General features: G+C 64.6%; 31 protein-coding genes and 1 pseudogene. 19 read left to right on the forward strand and 13 right to left on the reverse strand.

Features of this window, described 5'->3' with window-relative positions; genetic code table 11:
• Positions 1-18 precede the first annotated feature (18 nt).
• A complete protein-coding gene (locus BJG93_RS21765) occupies positions 19-2,337 on the reverse strand; it encodes a PA14 domain-containing protein (RefSeq protein ID WP_231337585.1) in 2,319 nt (772 codons plus the stop codon).
• Between the two features lie 234 nt (positions 2,338-2,571).
• On the opposite strand from BJG93_RS21765, the gene BJG93_RS21770 reads away from it, so the two are divergent.
• Positions 2,572-3,471 carry a DMT family transporter gene (locus BJG93_RS21770; RefSeq protein WP_027196311.1) on the forward strand — a complete coding sequence of 300 codons (900 nt, stop codon included), beginning with the start codon at positions 2,572-2,574 and terminating at the stop codon, positions 3,469-3,471.
• A gap of 225 nt (positions 3,472-3,696) precedes the next feature.
• Positions 3,697-4,485, forward strand: coding sequence for a DUF4148 domain-containing protein (locus BJG93_RS21775; RefSeq protein ID WP_027196312.1), 789 nt, complete (start codon positions 3,697-3,699; stop codon positions 4,483-4,485).
• Between the two features lie 30 nt (positions 4,486-4,515).
• Here BJG93_RS21775 and surE read toward each other — a convergent pair whose 3' ends face one another.
• Positions 4,516-5,295, reverse strand: coding sequence for a 5'/3'-nucleotidase SurE (gene surE / locus BJG93_RS21780; RefSeq protein ID WP_027196313.1), 780 nt, complete (start codon positions 5,293-5,295; stop codon positions 4,516-4,518).
• Between the two features lie 119 nt (positions 5,296-5,414).
• Here surE and BJG93_RS21785 point away from each other — a divergent pair, with 119 nt between their 5' ends.
• From BJG93_RS21785 to BJG93_RS21815, 8 genes are all read left to right on the forward strand, one after another.
• Positions 5,415-6,590, forward strand: coding sequence for an epoxide hydrolase family protein (locus BJG93_RS21785; protein WP_027196314.1), 1,176 nt, complete (start codon positions 5,415-5,417; stop codon positions 6,588-6,590).
• Positions 6,591-6,773: 183 nt separating this feature from the next.
• A complete protein-coding gene (locus tag BJG93_RS36110) occupies positions 6,774-6,899 on the forward strand; it encodes a hypothetical protein (protein ID WP_269217472.1) in 126 nt (41 codons plus the stop codon).
• A gap of 123 nt (positions 6,900-7,022) precedes the next feature.
• A complete protein-coding gene (locus BJG93_RS21790) occupies positions 7,023-7,451 on the forward strand; it encodes a hypothetical protein (protein WP_027196315.1) in 429 nt (142 codons plus the stop codon).
• The gene (locus BJG93_RS21795; RefSeq protein WP_082194566.1) at positions 7,451-8,050 is read left to right on the forward strand and encodes a lysozyme; all 600 of its coding nucleotides are present in this window, start codon (positions 7,451-7,453) and stop codon (positions 8,048-8,050) included. Before BJG93_RS21790 ends, BJG93_RS21795 begins: the two co-directional genes overlap by 1 nt.
• Positions 8,037-8,540, forward strand: coding sequence for a lysozyme inhibitor LprI family protein (locus tag BJG93_RS21800; protein ID WP_063828909.1), 504 nt, complete (start codon positions 8,037-8,039; stop codon positions 8,538-8,540). The genes BJG93_RS21795 and BJG93_RS21800 overlap by 14 nt, the downstream gene beginning before the upstream one ends.
• Before the next feature lie 319 nt (positions 8,541-8,859).
• Positions 8,860-9,801: an aldo/keto reductase gene (locus BJG93_RS21805; protein ID WP_027196318.1), complete on the forward strand. Its 942-nt coding sequence runs from the start codon at positions 8,860-8,862 to the stop codon at positions 9,799-9,801.
• A gap of 183 nt (positions 9,802-9,984) precedes the next feature.
• Positions 9,985-10,929, forward strand: a complete 945-nt coding sequence (locus BJG93_RS21810) for a metallophosphoesterase family protein (protein WP_027196319.1) — start codon at positions 9,985-9,987, stop codon at positions 10,927-10,929.
• A 37-nt stretch (positions 10,930-10,966) separates the two neighbouring features.
• Positions 10,967-11,359, forward strand: coding sequence for a cupredoxin domain-containing protein (locus BJG93_RS21815; protein ID WP_027196320.1), 393 nt, complete (start codon positions 10,967-10,969; stop codon positions 11,357-11,359).
• A gap of 30 nt (positions 11,360-11,389) precedes the next feature.
• On the opposite strand, the gene BJG93_RS21820 is transcribed toward BJG93_RS21815, so the two are convergent.
• Positions 11,390-12,457: an aromatic acid exporter family protein gene (locus tag BJG93_RS21820; RefSeq protein ID WP_027196321.1), complete on the reverse strand. Its 1,068-nt coding sequence runs from the start codon at positions 12,455-12,457 to the stop codon at positions 11,390-11,392.
• Positions 12,458-12,903: 446 nt separating this feature from the next.
• Between BJG93_RS21820 and BJG93_RS21825 the strand changes: the two genes are divergently transcribed.
• Both BJG93_RS21825 and BJG93_RS21830 read left to right on the forward strand, forming a co-directional pair.
• Positions 12,904-13,698 carry a hypothetical protein gene (locus BJG93_RS21825; RefSeq protein WP_027196322.1) on the forward strand — a complete coding sequence of 265 codons (795 nt, stop codon included), beginning with the start codon at positions 12,904-12,906 and terminating at the stop codon, positions 13,696-13,698.
• Positions 13,655-14,851, forward strand: a complete 1,197-nt coding sequence (locus BJG93_RS21830) for a GGDEF domain-containing protein (RefSeq protein ID WP_027196323.1) — start codon at positions 13,655-13,657, stop codon at positions 14,849-14,851. Before BJG93_RS21825 ends, BJG93_RS21830 begins: the two co-directional genes overlap by 44 nt.
• Before the next feature lie 13 nt (positions 14,852-14,864).
• Here the strand turns inward: BJG93_RS21830 and BJG93_RS21835 are convergent, their stop codons facing one another.
• The 3 genes from BJG93_RS21835 to BJG93_RS21845 are packed head-to-tail and all read right to left on the reverse strand — an operon-like array spanning position 14,865 to position 17,203.
• Positions 14,865-15,515 (reverse strand): glutathione S-transferase family protein, encoded by a 651-nt coding sequence (locus BJG93_RS21835; RefSeq protein WP_027196324.1) that lies wholly within the window; start codon positions 15,513-15,515, stop codon positions 14,865-14,867.
• A complete protein-coding gene (locus BJG93_RS21840) occupies positions 15,516-16,991 on the reverse strand; it encodes a sodium:solute symporter family protein (protein WP_027196325.1) in 1,476 nt (491 codons plus the stop codon).
• The gene (locus BJG93_RS21845) at positions 16,988-17,203 is read right to left on the reverse strand and encodes a DUF3311 domain-containing protein (RefSeq protein ID WP_027196326.1); all 216 of its coding nucleotides are present in this window, start codon (positions 17,201-17,203) and stop codon (positions 16,988-16,990) included. The genes BJG93_RS21840 and BJG93_RS21845 overlap by 4 nt, the downstream gene beginning before the upstream one ends.
• Before the next feature lie 289 nt (positions 17,204-17,492).
• Between BJG93_RS21845 and BJG93_RS21850 the strand changes: the two genes are divergently transcribed.
• Positions 17,493-18,170, forward strand: a complete 678-nt coding sequence (locus BJG93_RS21850) for a MarC family protein (RefSeq protein WP_027196327.1) — start codon at positions 17,493-17,495, stop codon at positions 18,168-18,170.
• Positions 18,171-18,219: 49 nt separating this feature from the next.
• Positions 18,220-18,404: pseudogene (locus BJG93_RS21855) on the forward strand (porin); the annotation flags it as partial.
• Here the strand turns inward: BJG93_RS21855 and BJG93_RS21860 are convergent.
• Positions 18,395-18,703 (reverse strand): hypothetical protein, encoded by a 309-nt coding sequence (locus BJG93_RS21860; RefSeq protein WP_051374314.1) that lies wholly within the window; start codon positions 18,701-18,703, stop codon positions 18,395-18,397. The pseudogene BJG93_RS21855 and the gene BJG93_RS21860 sit on opposite strands and share 10 nt — an antisense overlap.
• Positions 18,704-18,877: 174 nt before the next feature.
• On the opposite strand from BJG93_RS21860, the gene BJG93_RS21865 reads away from it, so the two are divergent.
• On the forward strand, positions 18,878-19,123 hold the full coding sequence (locus BJG93_RS21865) for a DUF6723 family protein (protein WP_027196329.1): 246 nt from the start codon (positions 18,878-18,880) through the stop codon (positions 19,121-19,123).
• Between the two features lie 46 nt (positions 19,124-19,169).
• Here the strand turns inward: BJG93_RS21865 and BJG93_RS21870 are convergent, their stop codons facing one another.
• Positions 19,170-19,406 carry a hypothetical protein gene (locus tag BJG93_RS21870; RefSeq protein WP_027196330.1) on the reverse strand — a complete coding sequence of 79 codons (237 nt, stop codon included), beginning with the start codon at positions 19,404-19,406 and terminating at the stop codon, positions 19,170-19,172.
• A 184-nt stretch (positions 19,407-19,590) separates the two neighbouring features.
• Here BJG93_RS21870 and BJG93_RS21875 point away from each other — a divergent pair, with 184 nt between their 5' ends.
• The 4 genes from BJG93_RS21875 (at position 19,591) to tkt (ending at position 22,990) form a co-directional block, all read left to right on the forward strand.
• Positions 19,591-19,917, forward strand: coding sequence for a hypothetical protein (locus BJG93_RS21875; RefSeq protein WP_027196331.1), 327 nt, complete (start codon positions 19,591-19,593; stop codon positions 19,915-19,917).
• A 61-nt stretch (positions 19,918-19,978) separates the two neighbouring features.
• A complete protein-coding gene (locus tag BJG93_RS21880) occupies positions 19,979-20,155 on the forward strand; it encodes a hypothetical protein (RefSeq protein ID WP_167544174.1) in 177 nt (58 codons plus the stop codon).
• Between the two features lie 54 nt (positions 20,156-20,209).
• A complete protein-coding gene (locus tag BJG93_RS21885) occupies positions 20,210-20,755 on the forward strand; it encodes a cupin (protein WP_027196332.1) in 546 nt (181 codons plus the stop codon).
• Between the two features lie 150 nt (positions 20,756-20,905).
• A complete protein-coding gene (tkt, locus tag BJG93_RS21890; RefSeq protein WP_027196333.1) occupies positions 20,906-22,990 on the forward strand; it encodes a transketolase in 2,085 nt (694 codons plus the stop codon).
• Between the two features lie 69 nt (positions 22,991-23,059).
• On the opposite strand, the gene BJG93_RS21895 is transcribed toward tkt, so the two are convergent.
• The 5 genes from BJG93_RS21895 to zapE all read right to left on the reverse strand — a co-directional run bounded on the left by BJG93_RS21895 (position 23,060) and on the right by zapE (position 26,800).
• Positions 23,060-23,224 (reverse strand): FmdB family zinc ribbon protein, encoded by a 165-nt coding sequence (locus BJG93_RS21895; RefSeq protein WP_027196334.1) that lies wholly within the window; start codon positions 23,222-23,224, stop codon positions 23,060-23,062.
• A 121-nt stretch (positions 23,225-23,345) separates the two neighbouring features.
• On the reverse strand, positions 23,346-23,618 hold the full coding sequence (locus tag BJG93_RS21900) for a hypothetical protein (RefSeq protein WP_027196335.1): 273 nt from the start codon (positions 23,616-23,618) through the stop codon (positions 23,346-23,348).
• Between the two features lie 46 nt (positions 23,619-23,664).
• A complete protein-coding gene (locus BJG93_RS21905; protein ID WP_027196336.1) occupies positions 23,665-23,898 on the reverse strand; it encodes a DUF6723 family protein in 234 nt (77 codons plus the stop codon).
• 475 nt (positions 23,899-24,373) lie between these two features.
• Positions 24,374-25,477 carry a hypothetical protein gene (locus BJG93_RS21910; protein ID WP_027196337.1) on the reverse strand — a complete coding sequence of 368 codons (1,104 nt, stop codon included), beginning with the start codon at positions 25,475-25,477 and terminating at the stop codon, positions 24,374-24,376.
• A 207-nt stretch (positions 25,478-25,684) separates the two neighbouring features.
• Positions 25,685-26,800, reverse strand: coding sequence for a cell division protein ZapE (zapE, locus tag BJG93_RS21915; RefSeq protein WP_027196338.1), 1,116 nt, complete (start codon positions 26,798-26,800; stop codon positions 25,685-25,687).
• Positions 26,801-26,911: the final 111 nt, after the last annotated feature.

Raw genomic sequence — 26,911 nt, forward strand, 5'->3', positions numbered from 1 at the left:
CGCCGGCTCGACCACCTATCAGCTCGACGTCACCAGCGAATCCGACGGCACGATCTTCAACGTACCGGGGCTCTTCGCATCCGGGTTCGACCACAGCAGATGCATGCTCGCCGCTCCCGTACCGTGCACGTACTCGACCTTGATCGACGCGTTCTGCTGCGCGGCGAGCCAGACCTTGCCGGTCGCGGTGCCTTGCGACGTGCTCTGCTTGTCGATCACCTTCACGCCGTTGATCCACAGACGCGCGACGTTGTCGCTGCTGATCGCGAACGTATAGTTGCCACTTTTCGTCGCCCTCAGCGCGCCGGTCCAGCGCACGCCGTAGTTGGTCGCGTTCACACCGGCCGATGCATCAGGCGAATCGGTGCCGCGCTCGGTGTTCAGATCGAAGTCGATCAGCGGCGTGATCGACGTCTTCACCGGCGCCGCGCTGAAGGTCGGATCGTTGTAGTACGCGACCTGCAGCACCGGCAGCTTGACGTCGAAGCCGCCCGTCAGCGCCTGCGTTTCCGATGTTTGCCACGGATGGCCGTCCGGGTAGATCGTCCCTTGGAACGGCGTCGCCGGTTCGACCGTAGCGGGCGCGCTCGGCGTCTGGCCCCAGTGGAAGCGAGTGTTGGTGCGGCCGATCATCAGCTCCCACACGATGAAGCCGGTGGTGCCACCGTAGTTCGCGACGATACCCGGCATCGTCTGACCCGTCGTGCCCGCGAAGCCGCGTTGCAGCGTCTCGGAGTTCAGCGCGTTGATGCTGCTGCCATTGACCGGACCCGTGTACGGGTTGTTGTACGGATGGAACGTATAAAAGTCAGAAAAGTAGGTGCCTTCGTCTTCCTGCACCTGCGGCGCGTTGATCGGCTGCGTTGCGCCTGCGTTCAAGATCGCGATCCGCGCATCGTTCATCATCACCGCGCGCGTGTTCTGCAATGAACCGTTACCGCTGCAGCCCGGCTCATTCATCGTCTCCCAGAAGATGATGCGCGGGTCGTTGCGATGCGGCGCGACGAAGTCGGTGATGTAGCTCGCGAGGCTCTGCTTGTACGTGATCGCCGGGTTCGACGCGCTCGCCTGGAAGTACGCCTGCTCGACCGGCGTTCCCGGCGACTGCACCCACTGGCTGTTGTGCACGCCCCAGACCGGCGCGGGCTGCGGGCCGTATTGAGGGGTGGGGTTCCAGCAGTCGTCGTAGAAGATCGGCGAGACCTTGATGCCATGCCGCGCGGCGATCTTCAGCAGGTTTTCGAATTTGCTCAGGAAGGCGACGCGATCGTTGACCCACACCAGATAGTGCAGGTACACGGCGACCGTGTTCATGCCGTACGTCTGCGCATAGGCGAGTTCGCGGTTGACGATCTCGGGGTCATAGTTCTCCCAGAAGTCGATCGCGTTGACCGCGTTGGACGGCGTGTAGACCGCGCCGACCACCTTCGAGAAATCGTAGACGGGCGAGGTCACGGTCGGATAGGCATGGATCGTGATGTTGCTGAACGACACGCCCACGCCGAAGCGCCGCACGCCGAAGCTGCCCGACTGGAACGCCGCGGGCAGCGCGTTGGTGGCGTCGTTGACGCTCACCACGCGCTGGCCGTCCAGGTCGACGAGGATCGCCTTGCCGCGCGTCGTCACCTTCAGGTGATGCGTGCTGCCGCCGACGATCGAGCTGACGGGATACTGGATGAAATTGGTCCAGTTGTTGTTCTCGCGGCCGACCACGAGCGAGTGCGTGCCGGTGTCGAGACCGATGAAATAGCCGCTCAGGCTGTCCGGGCCGCCCGCGCTAGGGTTCGTCGTGCGCACGACGAAGCCCGCGTTCGCGGGGCCCGTGCCGACCGGCGCGGTAACGGTCACGTCCGCTTCGTACGACGCACTCGCGTAGGCCGAGGCGAGCGCGACGGCCTTGTCGCCGGCGCCGGTGCCGTTGGCGGGCGGCGCGTCGATCGCGATCGTCGATGCACTGGCCCCCGGGCGCCAGGTGCTCGCCGAACCGGGCGCGAGGTAGCTCGTGAAATCGCCGAACGACAGCGTCGTCGTCGAGAGCGGGGCGGGCGGCGCGGGAGGTGCATATGGCGCCAGATTCAGCATCGGATCGGCGATCACGAGCGGCGGGGTGGTCGTGTTCATGCCGACGGGAATGGCCTTGGCGGCCTTGAACTCCTTCTGCACGTCCAGTGCATCGGCCGAAGCCGCGGCGGCGGCCGACGCCGACGAAGCGGCCGCCGCCGTGGCATCGGCCGCGTCGACCTGTTTGTTCGCCAAAGCGGACGCGTTCGGCGATCCGTCATTACCGCCGCAGGCGCTCAGCATCGCGAGCGCTGCAAGCACAAAGTAATTGCGCACATGTATCTCCTAGGGTCCCCGCCTGGTCGATGGTCATAATTATTATTAAATATGCATACGGCGAACAGCGTTGATAGCCGCGCCGCAAGAGCGTGGAAATCGTCATGAATAATATTATTAGTTCTTCGGACCAGTATCGGTGGATTCCCGAATTTGCCAGAACGGGGCGCGCGGGTTATGCGCGCGAGCGCGGGCATAATCCTGTTTCCTGTTACTCACGCCCACAGATCCTCAATGCCGCCCGTCGTCGCCGTCCGCCCGAGCGCCGTACCGCTGCGCAGTGTCGCGCTGATCCTCCTGTCGATGTTCTGCTTCGCGCTCGTCGATGCGCTGGCGAAGTCGCTCGCGCTGGCCTATCCGGCCAACGAGGTCACGTTCTTCCGCATGCTGTTCGGTCTGTTCCCGGCAGTGGCGATCTGCCTGCGCGGCAAGCCGCTCGCGACGCGCTTGCGGCAACTCGACGTGCGCGGGCAGACCGTGCGCGCGCTGACGCTGCTCGGCGCATCGGGCCTGTTCTTCGCCGGGCTGCCGTTTATGCCGCTCAGCGAGGCGGTCGCGATCGTCTATTCGGAGACCTTGCTCGTAATCGTGCTGGCGCCGCTGCTGTTGCACGAAACGCTCAAGCCGCGCGACGCGCTGGCCGCGGCGGTCGGCTTCGCCGGCATGCTGCTGGTGGTGCGCCCGCACGGCTCGCATTCGAGCTGGCTGGGCCCCGCGTTGCTGATCGCCAGTGCGTTGTGCGGCGCGTTGTCGATCATCCAGATCAAGCGCATCAAGGCGAGCGACGATTCGAGCACGACCGTGCTGTACTTCACGCTGGTCGGCACGGCGGTGATGGGCGCGTCGCTGATCTTCGCGTGGCGCACCCCGTCGTTCGATGCACTCGCGATCATGGCCATGCTCGGCGCGCTCGCGACGGCGGGACAGCTGTTGATGACGATGGCGTTTCGCGATGCCGATGCTGGCGCGCTCGCGCCGTACAACTACACGAGCATCGTGTGGGCCGCGCTGTTCGGCTACCTCGTGTGGGGCGAGACGATCGGCGCAATATCGATGCTCGGTATCGCGCTGATCGTCGGCAGTTCGATTGCCGTCGCAATGCGCCGCAAGTCCGAGGAAGGATCACTCGTCTAAGCCGCGCTCGATTCGATCAAAGCGAGCGTTTGAACAGAAGAATGCCAGTCGGTTTCGGACACATCCCCGACCAAAACCGCCGATTCATCGCTCGTTGGGTCTAAAAAAGAAAACACTTCATTCGGATCGCCCACAATTTCACGACAGGGTCGATCGGATGCGAGCGTCGACTTCGTCTGTCGATCTGTCGAAATGGGGGAGACTGCCTTGTATAGCGAACCGAGAATGATCGTGTTGACGGGCCTCGTCTTCGGCGCGGTGACGATTGGCGCCTATGTGTCGCAGCGGGACAACGACTGGTCGTCCGGCCAGGGCGCGAGCCTCGCGGCCGGCGGCGAGCGGGGCGTCAGCGCGGCGGGACAGAGCGAAGGCGGGGCCGGCGCAGCGGGGGGCGCGCTGGTTACGCGTCGCCATGCCCTGCGCGACGACGCGACGGCCTTGCGGGCTCAGCCGGCCGCGTCGATTGGAGCGCAGGCGGGCGACGCTCTCGCCATCGCGGCGCTACAGTTCGCGCGCGAGGCGAACAACGCGCAACCGCAGCCGCAGCAGACGACCGTGCCGCCATCGCCTGCCGTCACGCCGAACCGGACCCAGCCGCCGCCCGCGGCAAAGACCGGGCACGCACACCCTGGCCGCGTTGCGTCGGGCGAGCATGGCAAAGGCGCGTCGGGCACCACGACGAAACCGCGCTCGGCGCAAAGCATTGCGACGACATCGGGTACAAACCATGCACGCGGCGGCAGTCACCGCAGGAGTTCTACTGCCGAGCGGTCTGCGAAGAAAGCGGCCGGCGCCACGCCACAGGCACGGCCATTGCCGCAATACGCAACCCAAGGCGTCGAGTTGCCATGGTCGATGCCGCGCGCGGACCTGACGACCCAAACTGCGACCGCGGTTTCCAGCAACGCCCCCAAGACCCGCGCCGAGGTAGAGGCCGAACTCGTGCGTGCACGTGAGAACGGTACGATGCCGGCGTTCGGCAGACCCGAGCCAACGGGACCTGGGGCGCACTGAACAGGCCTCGCGCCGCGTCCCCGGCAACCGTCAGATCAACGACGCGGCGAGCCGCGCGAAGGTGGCCTCGTCGGTGCGGTCGAACGCGAGCGGCGTGACCGATACGCGACCCGCCGCGACCGTTGCCGTTTCGCTGTCGGCATCGTTTTCGCGCGGGCCGCGCTCGAAGCGCAGCCAGTGATACGGGATGCCGCGCGGGTCGACTTCCGGCAGCACCTCGATGTCCCTGACGAGCCCGACGCCCTGGCGCGTGGGCGTCAGCGGACCGGCGTCGGCCGCATCGACGTCGGGGAAGTTGACGTTCAGGCAAGTCGGCGCCGCATGCTCGATCGCGAGCAACTTGCGGATCACGCCGGGCGCGAGCGTGCGCGCGGTGTCCCAGCGCACACGCTCGCGATCGCTGAACACCTGGCTTAGCGCGAACGACGGCAGCCCGAGCAGCAGACCCGTCATCGCCGCGCCGACCGTGCCCGAGAACATCGTTTCGATGCCGAGATTGCCGCCGCGATTGACGCCGGACAACACGAGCGACGGCGGCGCCTCGCGCATCAGATGACGCACGCCCATCACGACGCAATCGCCGGGCGTGCCGGTCACGCCGAAACGGCGTTCGCCCTGGCGGCTCACGCGCAGCGGCGAATGCAGGCTGATCGAATGCGACGTACCGCTCTGGTCATGCTCGGGCGCGACCACCCAGATTTCGTGCGCGAGCTCGGCGGCGACGGCTTCGAGCACGGCGAGGCCGGGCGCGTCGATACCGTCGTCGTTCGTCAGCAGCACTCGCGGCAGCTTGGATTCGTAAGCGGACATCGCGTCAATCTCCTGTGGGTCGGTGAGTCAATGGTACGGAACGGACGTCCATTATCCGGCTTTGGTCCGACGCGGGTACGATGACGGTGAACCCGCCAACCGAGCCAGGACGCCCAGACATGCAGATCCACCCGTTTGAGATTGCGATCGCCGATCAGGACCTCGACGAACTGCGCCGCCGCATCCGCGCCACGCGCTGGGCGCCTGCGACACCCGCGCCCGCATGGCAGCAGGGCGCCGATCCGGGCTGGCTGCGCGAACTCTCGACCTATTGGGCCGAGCAATTCGACTGGCGCGCGGCCGAACACAGGTTGAACCAGCTGCCGCAATTTCTCGCCGACGTGGACGGCCAGACCGTGCACTTCGCGCATCGGCGCGCGGCTAGTGTCGTGCCCGGCTTGCGCGCGTATCCGCTGGTGATCACGCACGGCTGGCCCGGTTCATTCTTCGAGTTTCACGCGCTGCTCGATCAGCTGTGCGATCCCGCCGCGTTCGGCGCCGATCCCGCCGATGCGTTCGACGTCGTCACGCCGTCGCTGCCGGGCTTCGCGTTTTCGCCTGCGCCCGCGCAGGCCGGCATGTCCGCGTTCCAGGTCGCCGACCTGTGGGTGTCGCTGATGCACGGGCTCGGCTACGAGCGCTTCGGCGCGCAGGGCGGCGATCTCGGCGCGGGCGTGTCGATCGCGTTGGCCGCGCATCATCCGCAGGCGGTGGACGGCATCCATCTGAACTTCCTGCCGAGTTCCTACGAGCCTGCGATCGGCGCGGCGCAGCAGCAGCTGAGTTCGGCCGAGCAGGATTATCTGCGCGAGAAAAGCGACTGGGCCGCACTCGAAGGCGGCTACGCGCATCAGCACAGCACCAGGCCGCTGACCGTCGCCGCATCGCTGAACGATTCGCCGGTGGGACTCGCCGCATGGATCGGCGAGAAGTTTCGCGCGTGGAGCGATTGCGGCGGCGACGTGCACAGCGTGTTCTCGAAAGACGATCTGCTGACCAATATTTCGCTGTACTGGTTCACGCAGTGCATCGGCCCCGCGATGCAGATGTATTGGGAAAACCGCCTGCAGCCGATGCGTTTCTCCGACGGCCCGCGCATCAATACGCCACTCGGCTTCGCGCTGTTTCCGAAGGAGATCAATCATCCGCCGCGCAGTTGGCTCGAACGAAGCTTCAACGTCGTGCAGTGGAGCGATATGCCAGGCGGCGGGCATTTCGCGGCGATGGAAAAGCCCGCGTTGCTCGCGGCCGAGATTCGGAAGTTTTTCAGGCCGTTGCGAAACAGGACTGGCTAAGCGCGCAGGCGCGCAGGCGCGCAGCGCGACACGTGACGCGCGAACAGCGCATGGCCGATTCGCTCGAATCGCGACACACGACTCGACACAGAGAGAACGACAGGATGAGCGCACCTGTCGCGGTGCGGGCGTACGGACAAATGCCAAGCGGGTTTCGCATTTCTCGCTGATGCGGCGCGAGGCATGAGCGACACGCTGGCGGCTATGAATGCTTCGTCCAACGAAGCACTAACAGCGTCGATCACGAACGGCAAAGGCGGTCGTCTTTTTTATTCATCCGGCGCCATCAAGAACATGCAACAAAAATGAGATGCCCGCGACGATTATTGTCAAGGTTTGTCAAAACAACCTTATCCCGATTTAAAGCGGTTGACCGGGACCCATTTCGATGGTCAATTAGCCAGGCGTCGCGAGAAACTCAAAAGAGGTCCAATGGAGCAACACATACAGAAAAGCATCGGCAGCGAGTCGACGGACGAGGAGGTCTGCGGGCTTTGCCGCGTCACGTATTCGATATTCGCCAGCTTCCCCGCAATGCCGTCCGCAGAGGTCATGAACGTCGAAACTGGCGATTTCTTTCCGGTTGATGTGGTCCGTTCGCTTTCATCCGGTCATGACATGACCGAAGCCTTGGGCACTGCATGGGCGTGCAGTTGTCGCAGACGCCCACGGAATCGCTTCGATCAGCGCTTCACGCTAACTGACACCGCGGGTAACGCGCTCCTAAATACCTATTACACGGCCCGACTTCCATCGGGCGCACGTGTTCACGGCATGACCGATTCGCAGGGGCGCACGGGGCGCTACATGACAGACGGTGCGCATTCGATTCACATTTATATTGGTCACAGGGAGGCGTAATGCCCGACGCACTTGGGTCAGCACTGACAGACACAAATCCGAATTCACTCATAACTCTTCGGTCGGACAGGCTCGGTAAGCCGTGGAAAGCATCCGACAAAATTAAAACATTTATAGGTATCTGGGAAAGCGGACGCATGGAGGGCACGACCAGAATCGTTTATACGGACCGTTCACATATTGATGTGCCAGTATCTGGCGGCATGATTCTGGTGGTGTACCGTGATGACCGGGGAAACCCAACAGTCGGCTGCGGTCACCTTGTTCTTCCTGATGACAATTTGCAGCTTGGTCAAACAATCACAGTTGCCCGCGCGCGCGATTTGCTGGAGAAGGACTTGCAGCGAATGGAGGGGGCGATCAATAGGAACGTCAAGGTGCCTTTGCACCAGTACGAGTACGACGCGCTTGTTAGCATTTGTTTTAACGCGGGCGGTGGCGGCGCGGCCGTCGAAATAGCACACCGGGTCAATCAAGGCGATTATCAAAGCGTTCCGCATTACATAACCGGTTTTCGTTGCCGCAATCCACGCTTGCGTCAACGCCGTTCAACGGAGGCGCGCGTTTTTGCACAGGGAGTTTACGATGCAACTCACTAGGTCTGTGGTCGCATTGACCGCTACGTGTACCATCGCAGCGCTTGTTTCCAGTCCGACTGCACATGGAAAAACTGTGTATTCCGTGCCATTCGATTATAAGAAGTTCCCCCCATCATCGAGCTACTTTCAAGGGAAATCCCTCGAAGAAATTGATCGCTTGTGTAAAACAGGTGACGGCGCGTCCACTGACGATGCGGCGGCGTGCGAGCAACGGAACTTCGAACGCTCGAATTCGAGGCTAAATGCCACTTATGCCAAGATCCTGAGTTCAATAAGAGCGTCTGACAAGGAATCGGCGGCGGATGACGATCCGCTAGCCGCTCCCGATTTTGTGGGCGCACAAGAAAATTGGTCTAGATATCGTGAACGTTACTGCTACGCCTATGTCTATGCGTTGGGCGAAGCATCCGGACGCTACATATACTTTTGGAACTGCATGAAGGACATCACTCAGGATCGCATCAAGCAATTGGAGAAATTCTCGGAATGAATATGTCCCGCTTTGGGGGGCTTTTGTTTGAGTTTAGGAAGACAACCGTCGCCACCACGACCGAACATACGCGTTGGCGACGAAATCAGGGACGACGGAGCCGCGCCGTATGGCGCGATGCGCGACTCGCGTCGATCATGCGACACGAAGCAACGCTCGCGCTGGCGTCCCACGCGGCGCAGCGTTCCGGCCTCCAGCCGGTTTGCAGCGCTACCGGTTTGGCGACGCGGCGAGCTTGTCGATCGAACGCGCGTGGCGCGGTGTGTTTATAGTTGTTGCAATGCCGGTCGAACCTTCGTGTGCGAGGGCACCCCACGTCATGACACTTGCGTCGAACCACGATCATCGCCGCCGTTTTCTGCGCGCCGCGCTCGGGCTGCCGGCAACGCTTGCGTTCTCGCGCGTCACGCCCGCGCAAAACGGTACCGCCTTACCCCGCATGAGCCGCCGCGCGATCCCGTCTACTGGCGAAGCGCTGCCCGTGATCGGCTGCGGCACGTGGCGCACCTTCGACGTTGGCGACGATGCCACCGCGCGCGCGCAACTGGCCGCCGTGCTGCGCGTCCTGTTCGAAGCGGGCGGCTCGGTGATCGATTCGTCGCCGATGTATGGTTCATCTGAAGCGGTCGCGGGCGCGCTGCTCACGCAGCTCGACGCGCATCGCAAAGCCTTCGTCGCCACCAAGGTATGGACCGAGGGACGCGAGGCCGGCATCGCGCAGATGGAAGAATCGCTGCGGCGCTTTCAGCAGCCGCGTGTCGATCTGATGCAGATCCACAATCTGCTCGACTGGCGCACGCAGTTGGCGACGTTACGCGAATGGAAAGCGCGCGGCCGGATTCGCTATCTCGGCATCACGCATCACACCTCGAGCGCGTTCGACGCGGTTGCCGCGGTGATGCGCAGCGAGAAGCCCGATTTCGTGCAGATCAACTACGCCGCCGACGATCGCGCGGCCGAGCAGCGCATCCTGCCGCTCGCGGCCGATCTCGGCATCGGCGTCGTGATCAATCAACCGTTCGGCGGCGGCGGTTTGCTCGCGCGCATGATGAAGACGCCGCTGCCCGCATGGGCCGCCGAAATCGGCTGCACGAGCTGGGCGCAGATTCTTTTGAAGTTCGTGCTCGCGCAGCCGGCGGTGACGGTCGTGATTCCCGGCACCGGGCGGCCGCAATATATGGCGGACAACGTGCGCGCGGGTTCGGGACCGCTTCCCGACGGCGCGATGCGCGCACGGATCATCGCGGCGGTAAGCGGCTGACGCGGCGCCTGACGCGGTCCGCATTCACTGCGCAATCCGTCGCCGTGATGACCTGATGCTTTCGATCCGCATACGCGGACCGCCTCCCGCAAACTCCACACGACGCGGGAATAAAACCCGCCACACACCAGTCATGCCTCACGAACCGGGTTCGGTTCGGCGAATCCCTATCGTGAGGTCATCATGTCGTCACATCATTCATTCGATCCGGCGCGTCGCGGCGCGCTGAAGTGTCTTGCGTTCGGTGGCCTTGGCACCGTGTTCATGCTGTCGGGCGGCGTGCTGACGCCGGTCGAGCTCGCGCTCGCGGCCGACGCGAACACCGCGCCGTCCGCGGCGGGCGTGCCGCTTTTCCTGCAGATCAGCGACACGCATATCGGCTTCAACAAGGAAGCGAATCCCGACGTCGCGGGCACGCTGAAACAGACGATCGATTATGTCAACGCGATGCCGGCTCGGCCGCCGCTCGCGATTCACACCGGCGACATCACGCACCTGTCGAAGCCCTCGGAGTTCGATCTCGCCGCGCAGCTCATGTCGGGACTGAAGATCACCGAACTGCACACGGTGCCCGGCGAGCATGACGTCACCGACGGCCCCGGCACCGAGTACTTCAGCCGCTTCGGCAAGGCGTCGGATAACCGTGGCTATTACAGCTTCGATCACCAGGGCGTGCATTTCGTCGGGCTCGTCAACGTGATGCATTTCAAGCCGAACGGCCTCGGCGGTCTCGGCGACGAGCAGCTCGAATGGCTCGAAAACGATCTGAAGGGCCGCGCGTCGAGCGCACCGGTCGTCGTGTTCGCGCACATGCCGATGTGGACGATCTACGAGCCGTGGGGCTGGGGCACCGGCGACGCGGGACAGGCGATGAGCTATCTGAAGCGCTTCGGTTCGGTGACGGTGTTGAACGGTCACATTCATCAGATCGTGACGAAGGTCGAAGGCAACGTGACGTTCCATACGGCTCGCTCGACCGCCTATCCGCAGCCGAGCGCCGGCAACGGCGAAGGCCCGGGGCCGCTGAAGGTCGCGAGCGCGCAGCTGCCGAAGATGCTCGGCGTGACGAGCGTCAGCATCGCGCGTCATCCGCTGAAGGCGACGCTCGACGACACGACGCTCGCCTGACGGCACGCGCCACTTTTACGCATCGAGGAGATCAGTGATGTTGACCAATATGATGGGCCGCGCGCTCGTGATGCTGTCCGGCAGTCTGGCGATGCTGGCGGTGTCGGCGGGACTCGGCCAGGCGCAAACGACGATGCCGATGCAGATGCCGATGAAGGTGCAGCCACAGACCGTCGCGTCGACCCCGAACGCGATAGTCATCAAGAACTTCATGTTCACGCCGATGGACCTGACCATCAAGGCAGGCACGACGGTCACATGGAAAAACCTCGACGGCGAGCCGCATACGGTGGTCAACGACGCGGGCCTGTTCCGCTCGGCCGCGCTCGATCAGGACGACACCTATCAGTTCAAGTTCGATAAACCGGGCGTGTACAAGATCTTTTGCGGCATCCATCCGAACATGAAGGCGACCATTACCGTGCAATGAGCCGTGCAATGAACGGCGCAACCGCGCCGCTCACGCGGTATGCAGCTCGCTCAACCGGCACAACAAAATCCCATAGCCGGTCAAGTGTCCGAGGTACACGCTCGTAAACACGTTCGACGCGGGCAGGTCCTCGGTCAGCTGACGCAGCTCCGCCATATGCAACGGGGGCGCCGCGAGCGGCGCTCGTTCGACGCGCAGGTCCGCCGCCTCGGCCAACTGGCGGTGCGCGTCGACGAGCTTCGCGAGCCGCGCGAGAAACGCTTCGCGCCAACCGACGTCGAGCGCGGCGAACTGATCGTGAAACGTGTCCATCGTTTCGAGAAAATTGACCAGCGAATCGAAGGTCTCCTGGTAGCTCGCGAACACCGGCAGCCGGGCCGCGTTGCGCTTCAGATGCGGCGACACCCACGCCTGCTCCAGGTCGGTCTTCAGCAGCTGGTGCGCCTGCTTCAGGTTCGTGCTCAGCGCGCGCAGCTTCGAGGCCGCCGGCTTGATCTGCGCTCTATCGACCTGACCGGCGGCCAGTTGCGCGACGACGTCGGTGGCCTGTTCGTTGCCGTCGTTGACGAGCGTGTTTGCCCAGTAGCCGTGATCGGGCGGAAACGCGATCTGCTGGATCACGAAGCCGAGCAACATGCCGAGCACCACGCCGATCAGGCGCTGTTCGAGCAGCGGAATATGTTCGCCGGTATAGAGCACGAGCGTGATCGGCACGGTGATGCTGGTCATCTGGAACAGCGACGGCCGCAGCGCGACGATGCCGAAGATCACGAGCGGCAGCAGCGCCGCGCCCATCCATAGATGTGGTGCGGTCAGCCAGATCAACAGCGTGCCGATCGGCATCGCCACCACGTTCGACAACACGCGCTTGTAGAAGTAGCTTCGAGCCGCCGAAACCGAGCTGCCGAGCGCCAGCGTGAGCATCGTCGAACCGGCGAGCGGGACGGCCGCGTCGGGGTAGCCGAGCAGATACGGGATGCCGAAACCGATCCACAGGCCGAGCGTCAGCTTCGTGTACTTGGCGGTTTCCGAAAGAGAAAAACGCGCGAACGCGCGGCGCAACGGCGTGAGTGGTTTGTGTTGATACCTGTTCGACATGGTTTCTATGCTGACAGATGACGTTGGGCGCGGCGCGACGCAATGCGCGCGTTCAAGCCGGGGCGTCACAGTCGCGCGTGAGCCCGCCGTCAGGCCCGGTTGTTGCATCCGAGACAGCCACCGCGTTGGCGCGTTTCGCAGAACCCACGTCGCATCGAGCGTAGCGGGCGACGGCAGGGGCGCGCTGCCTGTCCCGGTTATGGCTGGATTGGAGTTTTTACCAGCTTCGCATTCTTTTTTGCCAACTGACGCGGGATCCGGCGGCGTTCGTTTGAACCACACGCAAGCGAGGCGGAAACGCAACGCTGCTGTGTTGTCGCCGGTGCGCGACAGTATTACATTCGTTGAGCAGCGCGTGCAGCGGCCGACCGCGAGCGCGGCTGACGCGCGCGCTCGTCAATTCGTCAGCTGGCCAGCAAGAAGTGGCATACCCGGAGCGTTTTTCGATGGCTACCGATCCCGACGATACCGACCTGCGTCATTGCGCAGCGGACGGCCGGTACTCCGGCTTTACTCTCGACGGCTCGAACGAATCGGGCGTGCCGCCGCCGCGCTTCGGCCGTCTCGCGCTGTGCGTCGCGGCGGCGGGCGCGCTCACCTTCGGCGTGATGGGCACGGTCGCCTACAGCGTCTGGTTCAACCAGGATCAGCAGACCTATGCGGACGCCATTGCGGGCGCGCGCCAGGCGCTCGGCTCGGCGGCATCGGGCAGGGTGCCGACGGTTGCCGTCGCGCACGCGCCGGAGGACGCGGCCGCGCCGTCTGCCGCTCCGCCAGCCACGCAGTCGGTCATGCAGTCGGCAACCGAGCTAGCCGCACAGTCGAGCGCGCCACATGCCGCGCTCGAAGCGGCCGGCGCGAACGGCGGCTTCGAGGACACCAACCCGGCCATCTGGTCCGGGCAGATCCGCCGGAGCGCGCCGGACCCAGGTTTCACGGCAGCGCTGGCCGATACGCCGGTCGATACGTCGGCCGATGGTTCCGCCGACACGCTCGCGGCGCCCATTGCGCCCACGCCATCCCCGCGCTCGACGCGGCACGTGATCAGTACGGCCGGTTCCACCACACAGACCGCGGCCGGCCACGGCGCGAAAGAAACGCGGCTCGCGCAGCAGGAGCGGCGCGCGTCGTCGAGACACAAGGGCAGTCTGTTTGCGCGGATCGGACAGTTCTTTCGACGCGTAAGCTATCGTCAACATGACAACGGCCGACAGCAACCAGATCCCTACTCCCATCCCTGAGCGCGCGGCCGTCGGGCCAGCAGGGCGAGCCGGGCTGCGCGGCGCCGCACTCGCGCGCGTGCCGGTGCGGCGCTTGCGCCCGGGCCCCGCCAGCGTCGCCGTGGCCGCGCTGTTGTGCCTGCTGTTCGGCCTGCTCTACGTGGCGATGCAGATCCGCACGGTTTTCTCCGATCAATTGAAGCAGGAATACGCGGGCCTCGTGCTCGAAGCCGCCCAGCGTGTCGACAGCGCGCGCGAACAGTTGGCCGTGTGGCAGCGCATCGCCGACACCCCGGCGAGTCACGCCGCGTCGTTCGTGCCGGCCTATGACGCGGCGCGCGCCGAACTCGCGCGGGGTGTCGCGTCTCTCGCCGCGCTCATCAATGCGAGTCCGTCGCCGGCGCCGCCCCTTCCCTCGATGTCACCGACCCAGGCGACGCCCGAAGCCATCGCGACAGTGCTCGGCAGCGTCTCGGCTTACTGGCGCGCGCAGCGCGACGCCGCGAGCGCCGACGTGAGGCTGCGCGTTGCGCACGTCGCGCGCGCGCTGATCGCGCTCGCCGCGCTGCTGTTCTGCATGCTGATCACGGCGCTCGGCATGTACGCGAAGCGCAACCGGCAGCTCGCGGGCCAGTCGCAGGAGTTCGAGCATGCGTCGCTGCACGATTCGCTGACCGGCCTGTCGAACCGCCGCAAGCTGCTGGCCGCGCTCGACTCCGCCGCAAAGAACGCGCGGAGCGCGGTCGTCGAGCAGCGGCTCGCCGTGCTGTATATCGACCTCGACGGCTTCAAGCAGGTCAACGATTCGTTCGGACATCGCACCGGCGACGAATTCCTCGCCGCGGTGTCCGCGCGGTTTCGCGCGTCGGTGCGCAAAGGCGATCTGGTCGCGCGCATCGGCGGCGACGAATTCGCGGTGCTGGTGCGCGCTTTCGCGAGCGATGACGAGCTCGCCGAGATCGCGGGCCGGCTGATGGCCTGCGTGGCCGAGACCGACCAGCAGATGGGAATGGGTGGCGTGCGCGCGAGCGTGGGCATCGCGAGCTATCCCGACGACGTGGACGATCACCGCCGTCTGGTCGCCGCCGCCGATGCAGCGATGTATCAGGTCAAGCGCACCGGCAAGAACGGCTTCGCGTTCGCGGCGCAAACGGGCAGGGAAGCGACCTTATGAAACCGCGCGAACGTCACTGATCGTCGTTGCGCCACTCCGTCAGCTTCTCCCGCTCGTTGACTTCGATAAACGCGCGCCGTGCGCGCAGCCTGCGGATATAGCTCGCGAGATGCGGCCAGCCCTCCGTCGCCGGGCGCGGCATGTTGCGGGTCCAGCGCATCAGCACGAGCGCGAGCAGATCGGCGGTGCTGAGCTTGCCGCCCGCGAGGTAGGCGTGGCCGTCGGCGAGATGCGTGTCGAGCCGCGCGCACGCGTGCTCGATGCGGCGTCGCGCGAGCGCGCGCACCGCTTGCGCGCCCGCGGGGTCGCCGTCGCTGCCGGCGTAGAACCAGTCGCGCATCGCGGGCAGCAGCGTGTTCGCCAGGTAGATCATCCATTCGAGCCATTCCGCGCGGGCGGCCGAGCCGGGCGCGGGCGCAAGGCCGGCGTCGGCATGGCGCTCGGCGAGCAACATCAGCAGCGCGGCCGATTCATGCCGCGGCTCGCCGTCGACGATTAGCGTCGGCACGCGGCCGGCCGGATTCAGACGCAAATACTCGGGGTCGTGCTGCTGGCCGGTGTCGATGTCGACCAGGCGCGCTTCGAACGGCACGCCGATTTCGAGCAGCATCCAATGCACGGCCATGCTGGCCGCGCCCGGCGAGTAGTACAGAACGTACGACATTCAATGCACCGACGCGTGCTTTTCCTGCTCGGCCGCGCTCGGCTGCGTCAACGCGCTGACGATCACGAACACGACGATGTTCACCGCGAGCGCGACGAAGCCGATGTTGACGTCCTTCAACGCATCGGGCAGGAACGGCATCAGTTGGCCGACGCTCCAGTGCAGCGACGTGCTCAGCGCAACCACCGCGACACCGGCGAGGATCCCGCAGAACGCGCCTTGTTTGGTCGCGCGGTTGCGTGGAAACAGGCTGCAAATCACCGCTGGGAAAAGCTGCGTGACGAAGCTGTAGCCCATCAGCAGCAGCGCGACGATGGTTTCGCCGCCATTCAGCGTGAAGCCGACCGCGACCAGCGCCACGACGGGTACGAGCACGCGCGCGATCGTCGCGACCGACGCATCCGACGCGTTGCGGTTCAGCATGCCGCGATAGACGTCGTTGGCAAGCAGCGTCGATGCCGAAGTCAGGATCATCGAGCCCGGCACCAGCGCGGTCAGGATACCGGCCGCGCCGATCACGCCGACGAACCAAGGATCGAACGTCTGCAGCGATAGCCGGAACAGCGACAGGTCGATGTCGGCGCCCTTCAGGCCCGGCACGCGCAGCGTCGCCGCGAAGCCGACGAAGAACACGAACAGCAGGATCAGCTGATAGAGCGGCAGGATCGCGGCATTGCGGCGGAAGATCCGCTCGTCCTTCGCCGTGAAGATCGAGCCGAACGTGTGCGGCCACATGAAGAAGCCGAGCGCGGTCAGGAGCACCGTCGACTGGAACCACACGACGCTCGAGCCACGCGCCGGGAAGGTCAGGAAGCCGGGACGCGCGGCGTCGATCGTGCGGAACATCGCGCCGAAACCGCCGTAGTAGTGCAGCGGCAGATAGATGCCGAGGAACAGCACGATCGCCAGAATCAGCAGGTCCTTGACCACCGAGTTCCACGCCGAGCCGCGCACGCCCGACACGATCACGTAAGACGTCACGACGATCGCGCCGATCCAGATCGCCGCCGTCGACGAGATCACACCGTACGACGCGGTCGCGACGATGATGCCGAGGCCCTTCAGTTGCAGCACCAGATACGGAATCAGCGCGGTCACGCCGACCAGCGCGACCAGCGTGCCGAGCGCCGGGCTGTCGTATTTGCGCGTGAAGAAGTGCGGCTGCGAGACGAGACGATGCGCTTTCGCGAAGCGCCAGATCGGCGGCAGCATCCAGTACGAGAGGATGTACGCGAGCGTGCCGTACGCGAGGATGTAGTAGACCGGCGCACCCTTGCCGTACGCGAAGCCGCTGCCGCCGAGGAACGTGAAGGTCGTATAGATTTCGCCGGCCATCAGCAGGAACACGAACGCGGTGCCGAAGCTGCGGCCGCCCACGCTCCATTGCTCGAGGCTCATGTCGTGGCCGCGCCTTGCTCGCACGCCGAGGAACAGCGCGAACAGCGTAACCGCCCCGATGATGACGAGTGCGCTCATGAGCGGACCTCCTCGCCAGCGACGGCGACGTGCCGGTTGGACGGATCGAGGTGATAGACGATCGCCATGATGATCGCGCTCAACACCACCCACATGACGATCCAGGCCAGCACGAACGGCATGCCGAGCACCAGCGGCTCGACACGGTTGACGAATCGAATACCGACCAGCATGCCGATGAACGGCAGCGCGGCAAGAACACGAAGCAGCATGTGGGCAACTCCTCGAACCAGTAGGTATGTGTCGTTGAAATTCCGGGCTTCGCTGAGGACTGTATGCCGGATACTTCGGTCCCGTAAAGCAGGTCAAAATAAATGTGAGGCTACCGACCGTTGCAGATGCATCGTTCCGTCCGGAATGTTGCACTGCAAGGCGCACGCGCGGCGACGCGGGGCGTCGCGCGCCTTTTTGCGCAGGGTGACTGGCGCGCGGCGATATCATCTGCGAGCATTGCAGCATTTTGCGGACCGCGCGAGCACGCGCAGACTCACGGACACGTATATGGTCGAAAGTCTGGTCTCGGACATTCTGTTTGGCTTTACCGGCTTGATCAGCATCATCAATCCGTTCGGCGGCGCGTTCGTTTTTCTCGACCGGACCGCGTCGTTGACCCTCGACGAGCGCAACGCGCTCGCCCGCAAGATCGCGATCAACGCCGCCTGCGTGCTGCTGGTGGCGTTCTTCATCGGCACGCCGATCCTGCATTTCTTCGGTATTTCGATGGAGGCGCTGCGCATCGGCGGCGGGCTCGCGCTTGCGGTGGGCGGCTGGCAGATGCTCAATGCGCCCGATACGCCGGCCGTCGAGCAAACCGGCGTCAAGCGCGTCGACGCCGAGAACGCGATGTCGCGCGCCTTCTTTCCGCTCACCGTGCCGCTGACCACCGGGCCCGGTTCCATCGCGACCGCGATCGCGCTTTCGGCCAATCGCACGCACAAGCTGTCGGCGTTCGTGATGTCGAGCATCGCGTCGATCGCGATCACATTAGCGGTGGCCGTCGCCGTGTATCTGATCTATAGCCGCGCGACCGTGCTGGCGCGCTATCTGGGCGTCGAGGGCACCAAGGTCGCGTTGCGGGTGTCGGCGTTCCTGCTGCTGTGCATCGGCGTGCAGATCATCCTGACCGGCTTGTCCGAATTCCTGATTCCGATCGCGACGATGCCACCAGCGGCGCGCTAGCGCGGTGTCGTCGAACTCAACGAATCGCGATGCGTTTCAGTTTGGCGCAAGCCGTCACGCGATGATGTACGTGCTCGGCACGACCTACAACCTGTCGAAGCGCACCTTCCTGTACGGCACGGTCGGTTACGTGCGCAACGGCAGCAACTCGAACTTTTCGCTCGAAGCCGCGCCGCGCGATTCGACGGCCAATCGCAGACCGGCGCTTATGTCGGGATGATGCATCAGTTCTGACGGGACGTCGTTGCGCGGCGCGGCGCTCCCCGGCGCCATGCGTGCAGCGGTGGGGGCGCCGTTGGCGGGTCGCCTTCGGGTGGCGGGTCGGGATCGTCGAGTGGATCGTCGGGGATCGGATCGGGATCGATCGTCGGAGGCGGCTGCTTCGGCGCGATGTTGGGATCGACTTCGGGCGGCATCGGTGTGTGCAGATGCCGCGGCAGCGACCGCATCGAGGTTGGCGCACGGGTTGGCGCGTCCAGGTCGAATGTGCCGATCGCACGGGGGCTTGTGCGGGTCGTGTCAGGTAAATCCATCAAGGTCTCCACAGGGTCTGCGTTCCTACGCGCAACGTTCATGCCGCGGCGCGACTCGCGTGGTTCGTGTGGAACGTCGATTGCTGAAACCCGGCACGCGCGCCGCATCGCGATGACCGCGCGCCCGGCTCATGTTGGACATCGCCCACGCACAGCACAGGACGAGGAACCCATATGGCGCGACACAAGGCCGACGTTGCTGACGACGACTTCGAGATTTTCGCCAGCTATCACGGAACAGGCGACGGCCGTTACATAGGTGGACTGAAGGTCGTGAGAAAGGCGGACAGGAGAATCTTGTTCCCGTTCGACGGTGCACCGCAGATCGGCCCGTATGCCACCGCCGAAGAAGCACGCCGCGCCGCAATCGCGTATGGCCGCCAGATCGTCGCGGCCGATCGGGCCGCGCCGGAAAGCTGAGCCGGCACAGCTGGCCGCGCTTCAGGTACGAGACGCGCGAGCGTCATCAGGGCATGCCGCCGAGCGACGGCGAAATCGTGCTACCCCGCGCGGGATCGTCAGGATGTTCGTCGGGCACGGTGGGACGCGCGGACAGCGGTGGATGATCGCGATAGCAGGTGTCGACCGAACCGTCGACGAGGCAGCTCTGAAATGCATCGGCGTCGCTCTTTTGCGCGAACGTGTACAGCGTGCGCTCGACCTGCACCTCGGTATCGGATACGCGAATGGTCGTGATGCTCATGGGATTCTCCTTTTTACAAAGAGATCATGCGGTGCGGCTGGACTAGGCGCCGCAACGGCCGTGCCTGTCGCGCCGGGTTCGCGCATCACGGCTAAGGCGCGATTGTTGCTGCATCCACCAGGTGCGCGTTCGACGCCGCGTGTCACAACGCGGAATCGGCGGCAGAACCCACGAGGAGGGCGCCATGCAGAATCCCCGATCGACAGACACTCAGCAGCAGAGCGCGGCGTCAGGCGGCGAGCCGTCTGCCCAGCCGGGTCCCAGCGGTGTGCCGCCGATGTCCGACGAAGTCAAAGCCCGCAACAAGCCGAGCGGCACGCACTACGTCGAGCCGAGCCCGCTCGGGATCGAACCGGTCGTACAGACCGGCGTAGACAAAGCGACCAATCCCCCGCGTTCGAGCGAAAGGCCGCGGCACAGCGCCGAAGTGCCGCTCGGCACCGGCGAGCGCGCGGAGCCGCCGGGCGGCGGCGGGCGCGAATCGCATCACAAGCAGCCGGGCGAGCAATGACGCGGCACGTTGCGTATCAGCCCGGGTATGAAATCCGTCAACAGCTAACCGGAGAAAGCGCATGCAACCGGACAATCCCACCAAACCGATGAACCCCGGCGACGAAGCGCCGCCGGACACGCCGGGTGCCGGCGAAGACTTGTGCCCCGCCTGCCACGGCACCGGCAAGGTCGAGGGGAGTCGTTGCACGGTGTGCGGTGGCACTGGCAAGGTGCTGCAGGGCATCGGCGGCGGCTAGCCCGGCCCTCGCCGGCAGCTTCGCGGCAACCGCATCACACGCCAGGAGCCAACCATGTTCAATGAGTCCAGGCACGGCTTCGACGCCGCCCAGACCGAATACGAAGCCTTCATGCTGGAGCCGCACGACTGGGTACCGAACAACGGCAAGCTGCCGGTCGTGCTGTACCGGCGCGCGCTGTCGCCCGGCAGCGGCAATCTGGCCGCCGCGTTCGAAATCCTGTTCGAGCGCAATGCATGGCCCGCGCAATGGCGCGACAGCATCTTCGACTTCCATCACTTTCACGCGACGGCCCATGAGGTGCTGGGCGTCACCGAGGCCAGCGCCGAGGTGATCGTCGGCGGGCCGGGCGGACGCGTGTTGACGCTGCACGCGGGCGACGTGCTGCTGCTGCCGGCCGGCACCGGCCATTGTCTGCAGTCGTTCGAGCGGCATTTTCAGGTGGTGGCGGGCTATCCGTTAGGACAGCAGTGGGACATTCGCCGCGAAGCGCTGACGCCGCAGGAAACCGCCAAGATGCTGGCGTTGCCGTTTCCTCCGCTCGATCCGATCGACGGCAAGCACGGTCCCGTGGTCGAGCTTTGGCTGCACGCGGCCTGAACGCCGTCGTTCGCGACGCCACCTGCGTATGGCGGCGTCGCGTGCAGAGTTACCCGGTTAGGCGCATCATCGGTGGGCTTCCGCCGACCCGCGCGCGCGCCCGCGGCGAGTCCTGGCCATCTTCCGAATTGCCGAACAAGGAGCGTCTCCATGCAAAACGATCCCGCCCTCGATCAGTTGTGCATCAACACGATCCGCACGCTGTCGATGGACGCCGTGCAGAAAGCCAATTCCGGCCACCCCGGCACGCCGATGGCGCTCGCGCCGGTTGCCTATCACCTGTGGCAAAACCATCTGCGTTACGACCCGGACGAGCCGTTGTGGCCGAATCGCGATCGCTTCGTGCTGTCGGTCGGGCATGCGTCGATGCTGCTTTATTCCCTGCTGCATCTGGCCAACGTGAAGGCCGTCGACGAACACGGCAGGCCGACCGGCGCGCCGGCCGTATCGCTCGACGACATCGAGCATTTCCGCCAGATCGACAGCAAGACGCCCGGCCACCCCGAGTACCGGATGACGACCGGCGTCGAAACCACTACGGGACCGCTTGGGCAAGGGCTCGGCAACAGCGTCGGCATGGCGATGGCCGGGCGCTGGTACGAGAGCCACTTCAACCGCCCGGACGCGCCGCTGTTCGACTACCGCGTATATGCGTTGTGCGGCGACGGCGACCTGATGGAAGGCATCTCGCACGAAGCGGCTTCGCTCGCCGGGCACCTGAAGCTGTCGAACCTGATCTGGATTTACGACAGCAATCGCGTGACGATCGAAGGCCATACCGACCTCGCGTATAGCGACGACGTCGAAAGCCGCTTTCGTGGCTACAACTGGCACACGCTGCACGTCGACGACGCCAACGACGCGGCCGCGCTGGAAAAGGCGCTGGTCGAAGCGAAGAGCGTGACCGACCGGCCCACGCTAATCGTCGTCCACAGCGTGATCGGCTGGGGCTCGCCGAACAAGCAGGATTCGGCGTCCGCGCATGGCGAAGCGCTCGGCGTCGAGGAAGTCGCGCTGACCAAGAAGGCGTACGGCTGGCCCGAGGACAAGTTCTTCTACGTGCCCGACGGCGTGCACGAACGCTTCGCGCAAGGTATCGGTGCACGCGGCAAGGCGGCGCGCGAACAATGGCAGACGAAGTTCGACAGCTATAAAAAACAGTATGCGGATCTCGCGCGCGAGTTCGCGCAGATGGAAGCGCATGAATTGCCGCAGGGCTGGGACAGCGACATCCCCCGCTTCGACGCGGACGCGAAGGGCATGGCGACGCGCGAATCGTCGGGCAAGGTGCTCAATGCGATTGCCGCGCGTGTGCCGTGGATCATCGGCGGCGCGGCGGACCTGTCGCCGTCGACTAAAACCAACCTGAAGTTCGAAGGCGCCGGCAGTTTCGAGGCGGATGACTACGCTGGCCGCAATCTGCATTTCGGCATCCGCGAGCATGGGATGGGCGCGGTGGTTAACGGTCTCGTGCTATCGAATCTGCGTGCGTACGGCTCGACGTTTCTGATCTTCAGCGACTACATGAAGCCGCCGATCCGCCTGTCCGCGATCATGGAAGTCCCCGCTATCTTTGTGTTCACGCACGATTCGATCGGCCTCGGCGAAGATGGTCCGACGCATCAGCCGATCGAGCAGTTGGCGTCGCTGCGCGGTGTGCCCGGCCTCACGGTGCTGCGTCCCGGCGACGCCAACGAAGCGGCCGAGGCGTGGCGGGTCGCGCTGACGCAGCCGCGTCGGCCGGCGTGCATCGTCCTGTCGCGCCAGCCGCTGCCGACGCTTGACCGCAGTCGCTATGCGCCCGCGAGCGGCGTCCGGCACGGCGCGTACGTGCTCGCCGATGCGCCCGGTGGCAGCAAGCCGGAGGTGATCCTGATGGCGACCGGCAGCGAGTTGTCGATCTGCGTCGACGTGTACGAGAAGCTGAAGAGCGAGGGCATCGCGGCGCGCGTCGTGTCGATGCCGTCGTGGGACATCTTCGAGCGCGAGGACAGTGCGTATCAGGAGTCGGTGCTGCCTGCGGACGTCGAAGCGCGCGTCGCGGTCGAGCAGGCTGCGTCGCTCGGTTGGGATCGGTATACGGGCCGGCTCGGTGCGCAGATCGTCATGCATACGTTCGGCGCGTCGGCGCCGATCGCGGATCTGAAGAAGAAGTTCGGTTTCACGCCGGAGGCCGTGTATGAGGCGGCGAAGCAGCAGATCGCGCGGGTGAAGAAGGGCCGGGGCACTGCCTGATTGGATTGCCGGGCCGGCGCTGACCGGCGGAGGCTGGCCGCACTTTGCGTCCGCCCGGTCAGAAAGATTTCAGCTCTTTCTGGATGTTTTCGCCACAAATGGCGTGGGTATGTGCTGAACCTTCTCGCTTCCGCATTTCGGACAAGCCGGATGGGCGGTTTCATGCTCGGCGAGATGCTCGGCATGTTCGAACGTCTCACCGCACTGCTCGCACCGGTATTGGTAAGTCGGCATGGCATTCCTCCCACGAGAATCCTGCACGTCGTACTGGCGACATACTGTCTACGACGCCCGCAATAACCCATTCTAGTGCAGGAAAGTGCAGGAAACGCCCGGGCATGATCGCGTCAGAACGCTAAAGGCTGGCGAGCAACGCAAGCTGATGTCTGGTTTCGCTGCCTTCCACCAACGAGTAGGAACACAAACACTTCCGTTCGTCGGAGGAGAACCCGTACTCCCGGGAAAAGCTATCCCAGTGCGCGTCTTCGATCGACATGGGTATGGCATGCGCGCGCGCGAACCAGTTCATCATTCGACTCGCGTGGCGGCGAATCAGCACGCGCTCCCGATCCAGTACGTACGACTCGTGTCCGGCGCGAAGAACAAGATAGTGAGGAATTCCATGCATTACGCCGCTCCTTGGGCTGTCAGCGTTTCGACGGCGGGCCGTCAGACTACTCCGGAACCGCAATGTCGCCGTTCACGAGCTGCCAGCCGTAGACCTCGGCGAAGTTCTTCGCGCTCTGCGCATCCTCGCATAGGGGCATGTCAGCACAGCCGCGAAACGGATAGATGACCCGCTTGTCGGAAAGACGAATCACCTTCAAGGTCGGGACAATGCCGCCCATCGTCCGGCGAAACGACGCGGCGACCTCATAGTTTTCCGCGCCACGTTTAGATTGCTGCATTCGCGTCTCCTCGTCGATTGCATGGTCTCGCGACCCGCTCATAGATCGCACACCTGTTGATCGATCTCGCACGATCCAACGGCACCGAGACGGGTGCGGGGATAGGCGAGGGGATAAATCTGCAACCCTCTGTCAGTTCTGACATGCTCGCTCATGATGTAGTCCAAAAGTGCGGGCCATGACGGGAAGTAGCCGGATGGAGCAACCATCGCAGCGCCGCAGTTGGAGGAATCGGCGTCCGGGGACGGAATATCGCTTCCTCTGAAAGGGGGAGAAAGCGGACCACGCGGTAGACGGGAATGAGGTGCCGCCCGTGAACGCGAACGCCGATTGGCGACAGGCGTGAGACAAGACTGGAAGCGATGCAATCAGTGTATCACCGACCCTTTAGCGGGCCGCTGTTTTTATCAAGCACCATACTTCCTTATTCGATAACCAACGACGCGCGCAAGCGGCCGGGCTGTCTATCCACTTCTCAATTCGCCGGAATCGTCACGACCGGCGCCTTGCTGCTGGTATCCGCTTCCGCGAGCGCCATCAGATTCTGCACGATCGTAAACGCGTATTTCGAATCGAAGTCGTTGCGCTCGACCCAATACACCGACGGTCCATACGCGATCGACACATAAGCGTCGGCCGGAGCGGCCTTGCCCGAGTGCACAATGATCGTCGGCCGCGTTTCGCCGCCTATCAATCCGACGGTCGGCTTCGTCGATCCATCTCTGATGCGTTCGGGCGGCACCTGCACCTGCGCGCCGAGATCACTGAGAATGCCGAGCACCGAGCGCGTCACCATTGGAATGCGCTCGCCGTTCCGGGAAGTCGACGACGGCCCGTATACGACCTCGTAGCTACGCGTCTTCGCCGACAGATGCAGCAGCTTGCGCACGCGCGCGACATCGGCGGCCGTGCTCGGCGACCCGCCGCTCGTTGTCGCGCCGATCGACAGGAACACCGCCAATGCGGGGCTCTGACCGGCTTTCAGATCCGCCATCGCATCGAGCTGACGGGTCTCGACGTTCAGCTCGCCGGCCATTTGCAGACGACGCAACGCTTGCAGCAATTCGAAGAAGCCCGGCGCGCCCGCGCTGTTGTCGCCGCCGAGCACATTGCCGTTCTGCAGACCGCCGATCGATTGCGCGGTGATGCGCAACAGCAGATCGATCGGCACCCCGCCCTCGGCGAGCGGCAGCACGAGCGCCGGCGCGAGCGGCCTGATATACGCGGAGGCGAACGCTTCGCCGGTGGTCGGCGTGAAAGTGAAGGTCGGTCGATTCGAGTACGACACGCTGCCGGTCGCCTGCGCGTAGTTCGGCATGCTGCCCGAGCCGGCGTTGACGGTCGCGCCGCCGCTGGTGTCGAACGTGTACGCGGCGATGATGCTGCTGACGCTCAGGAAGGCCGGCGCATCGCCGTAGCGCAGACCGATCACCGCGGCGAGGATCGCGCGCTTCTTCGCGTCGCCGAGCGCGCGCGCATAGTCGACCTGATCGGCCTTCAAACGCGAGGGCCCGATATGCACGCAAGCGGACACGAGGCAGGCCGCGCATAAGGCGGCGACCGAAGCGGTTCTAAGCATGGGCGGGCGCGAGCGGAAGCTGTCCGCGGAACAATGGAACGTGCGCTCGGCGCTAGCAGAAGCCATTCCCGGCTCAGCGACGCGCCGCAGCCGGAGCCGCTTCGTTGTCGGTCCGACGCATGACCTGGCACCTTGGCGCGCGCGTCCGGCGTGAGAGCCCCCGGCATGCTTTACCGCCGCGTTGCAAGAATTGCAGCGACGCGCGGATCAGATCCCGGGCGATGAAGCTCCCGCGTCGATCCCGTCTTGCGCGTTGTCGTCGCCGCGTCGTTCGAGCGTGCTCCGATACGCGCGCGACTGCATTTCGGCGAGCCGGCTCAGGGTTCGTGACAGATCGTGCGCGCCTTCCAGGCCGATCAATGCGGTTTCGATCGGCTGATCGGCGGCGATGAAGAGAGCACGCTTGCGATCGTAGAAGATGTCGATCAGCCAGACGAGGCGCTGCAGCGTATGCGACTGCCTCAGCGCTGCCGTGTGCAGACGATCGACGATCAAGCCTTGCCATTGTTCGGCGAGATCGAGGTAGTCGAGATGCGAGCGGCGCGCGACGCACAACTGCTCGAAGTCCGCCCACAGCAGCGCGCGGCCGGCCGCACGAGCTTCGAGCGGCCGACCCGCCGCGCTCAGATTGACCGACCCGATCACAGCGCCGCGTTCGTGACTCGTGAAGATCTCGCGTAACGCGGCCTCGCTCGTCGTATCGAGCGGCGCGAAAAAGCGCGGCACCTCGGCCGCTTCGCCGCCAAAGCGGTAATCGCGCGCGCCGTCGAAATGGATCACCGTGAAGCAGCGTTTGATCTGCGCGATGGTCGGCAAAAAGCGTTTGTGAAACTCGGGGTCGGGCAGCAGATCGTCCGGTGCGTAGTTCGACGTCAGCACGATGCGCGTGCCGAGGTTGATCGCGGTGTCGACAAAGCGGCCCATCAGGAACGCGTCGGCGACATCGTGCACATGGAATTCGTCGAAGCACAGTAATTCGATACCGTCGAGCCATTGCCGCGACACGTCGCCGAGCCGGTCGTCACCACGCGGCGCGTGGACGAGCCGGCGGTTCATCTCGCGCAGGAACTCATGGAAGTGCAAACGCCGTTTGCGGCATGGCGCCAGCTCGAACAGCGTATCGACGACGAGGCTCTTGCCGCGTCCCGGCAGCCCGTGACAGTAGACGCCTTGCGGCCCGAACGCGGCGGTGGACCAGGCATGTCGCGCGCGCTGCTGCGCGCCGACCAATGTGACGAGCGCGCTGATGGCCTCGCGCTGACGCGCATCGGGGGTGATGCCGCGCACGGTCAATGCGCGCATGATGCGGGTTTCGTCAAGCATGGGCGAGAGCGTCCATGCCTGACGGCGCGAATGAGATGACTGGCGCGAAGGGCACCGGGTGACTTGCCGCCGATACGGCGTGGACGTGTGCGAGCATGAAATGACGGCCGA

This window comes from Paraburkholderia sprentiae WSM5005, assembly GCF_001865575.2.
Taxonomy (GTDB): domain Bacteria; phylum Pseudomonadota; class Gammaproteobacteria; order Burkholderiales; family Burkholderiaceae; genus Paraburkholderia; species Paraburkholderia sprentiae.

Bases quoted from the DNA above. Each gene is read 5' to 3' on its own strand.
- BJG93_RS21770 (WP_027196311.1), top strand. From the start codon at position 2,572: ATGCCGCCCGTCGTCGCCGTCCGCCCGAGCGCCGTACCGCTGCGCAGT.
- BJG93_RS21775 (WP_027196312.1), top strand. From the start codon at position 3,697: ATGATCGTGTTGACGGGCCTCGTCTTCGGCGCGGTGACGATTGGCGCC.
- surE (WP_027196313.1), bottom strand. From the start codon at position 5,295: ATGTCCGCTTACGAATCCAAGCTGCCGCGAGTGCTGCTGACGAACGAC.
- BJG93_RS21785 (WP_027196314.1), top strand. From the start codon at position 5,415: ATGCAGATCCACCCGTTTGAGATTGCGATCGCCGATCAGGACCTCGAC.
- BJG93_RS36110 (WP_269217472.1), top strand. From the start codon at position 6,774: ATGAGCGACACGCTGGCGGCTATGAATGCTTCGTCCAACGAAGCACTA.
- BJG93_RS21790 (WP_027196315.1), top strand. From the start codon at position 7,023: ATGGAGCAACACATACAGAAAAGCATCGGCAGCGAGTCGACGGACGAG.
- BJG93_RS21795 (WP_082194566.1), top strand. From the start codon at position 7,451: ATGCCCGACGCACTTGGGTCAGCACTGACAGACACAAATCCGAATTCA.
- BJG93_RS21800 (WP_063828909.1), top strand. From the start codon at position 8,037: ATGCAACTCACTAGGTCTGTGGTCGCATTGACCGCTACGTGTACCATC.
- BJG93_RS21805 (WP_027196318.1), top strand. From the start codon at position 8,860: ATGACACTTGCGTCGAACCACGATCATCGCCGCCGTTTTCTGCGCGCC.
- BJG93_RS21810 (WP_027196319.1), top strand. From the start codon at position 9,985: ATGTCGTCACATCATTCATTCGATCCGGCGCGTCGCGGCGCGCTGAAG.
- BJG93_RS21815 (WP_027196320.1), top strand. From the start codon at position 10,967: ATGTTGACCAATATGATGGGCCGCGCGCTCGTGATGCTGTCCGGCAGT.
- BJG93_RS21820 (WP_027196321.1), bottom strand. From the start codon at position 12,457: ATGTCGAACAGGTATCAACACAAACCACTCACGCCGTTGCGCCGCGCG.
- BJG93_RS21825 (WP_027196322.1), top strand. From the start codon at position 12,904: ATGGCTACCGATCCCGACGATACCGACCTGCGTCATTGCGCAGCGGAC.
- BJG93_RS21830 (WP_027196323.1), top strand. From the start codon at position 13,655: ATGACAACGGCCGACAGCAACCAGATCCCTACTCCCATCCCTGAGCGC.
- BJG93_RS21835 (WP_027196324.1), bottom strand. From the start codon at position 15,515: ATGTCGTACGTTCTGTACTACTCGCCGGGCGCGGCCAGCATGGCCGTG.
- BJG93_RS21840 (WP_027196325.1), bottom strand. From the start codon at position 16,991: ATGAGCGCACTCGTCATCATCGGGGCGGTTACGCTGTTCGCGCTGTTC.
- BJG93_RS21845 (WP_027196326.1), bottom strand. From the start codon at position 17,203: ATGCTGCTTCGTGTTCTTGCCGCGCTGCCGTTCATCGGCATGCTGGTC.
- BJG93_RS21850 (WP_027196327.1), top strand. From the start codon at position 17,493: ATGGTCGAAAGTCTGGTCTCGGACATTCTGTTTGGCTTTACCGGCTTG.
- BJG93_RS21860 (WP_051374314.1), bottom strand. From the start codon at position 18,703: ATGGATTTACCTGACACGACCCGCACAAGCCCCCGTGCGATCGGCACA.
- BJG93_RS21865 (WP_027196329.1), top strand. From the start codon at position 18,878: ATGGCGCGACACAAGGCCGACGTTGCTGACGACGACTTCGAGATTTTC.
- BJG93_RS21870 (WP_027196330.1), bottom strand. From the start codon at position 19,406: ATGAGCATCACGACCATTCGCGTATCCGATACCGAGGTGCAGGTCGAG.
- BJG93_RS21875 (WP_027196331.1), top strand. From the start codon at position 19,591: ATGCAGAATCCCCGATCGACAGACACTCAGCAGCAGAGCGCGGCGTCA.
- BJG93_RS21880 (WP_167544174.1), top strand. From the start codon at position 19,979: ATGCAACCGGACAATCCCACCAAACCGATGAACCCCGGCGACGAAGCG.
- BJG93_RS21885 (WP_027196332.1), top strand. From the start codon at position 20,210: ATGTTCAATGAGTCCAGGCACGGCTTCGACGCCGCCCAGACCGAATAC.
- tkt (WP_027196333.1), top strand. From the start codon at position 20,906: ATGCAAAACGATCCCGCCCTCGATCAGTTGTGCATCAACACGATCCGC.
- BJG93_RS21895 (WP_027196334.1), bottom strand. From the start codon at position 23,224: ATGCCGACTTACCAATACCGGTGCGAGCAGTGCGGTGAGACGTTCGAA.
- BJG93_RS21900 (WP_027196335.1), bottom strand. From the start codon at position 23,618: ATGCATGGAATTCCTCACTATCTTGTTCTTCGCGCCGGACACGAGTCG.
- BJG93_RS21905 (WP_027196336.1), bottom strand. From the start codon at position 23,898: ATGCAGCAATCTAAACGTGGCGCGGAAAACTATGAGGTCGCCGCGTCG.
- BJG93_RS21910 (WP_027196337.1), bottom strand. From the start codon at position 25,477: ATGCTTAGAACCGCTTCGGTCGCCGCCTTATGCGCGGCCTGCCTCGTG.
- zapE (WP_027196338.1), bottom strand. From the start codon at position 26,800: ATGCTTGACGAAACCCGCATCATGCGCGCATTGACCGTGCGCGGCATC.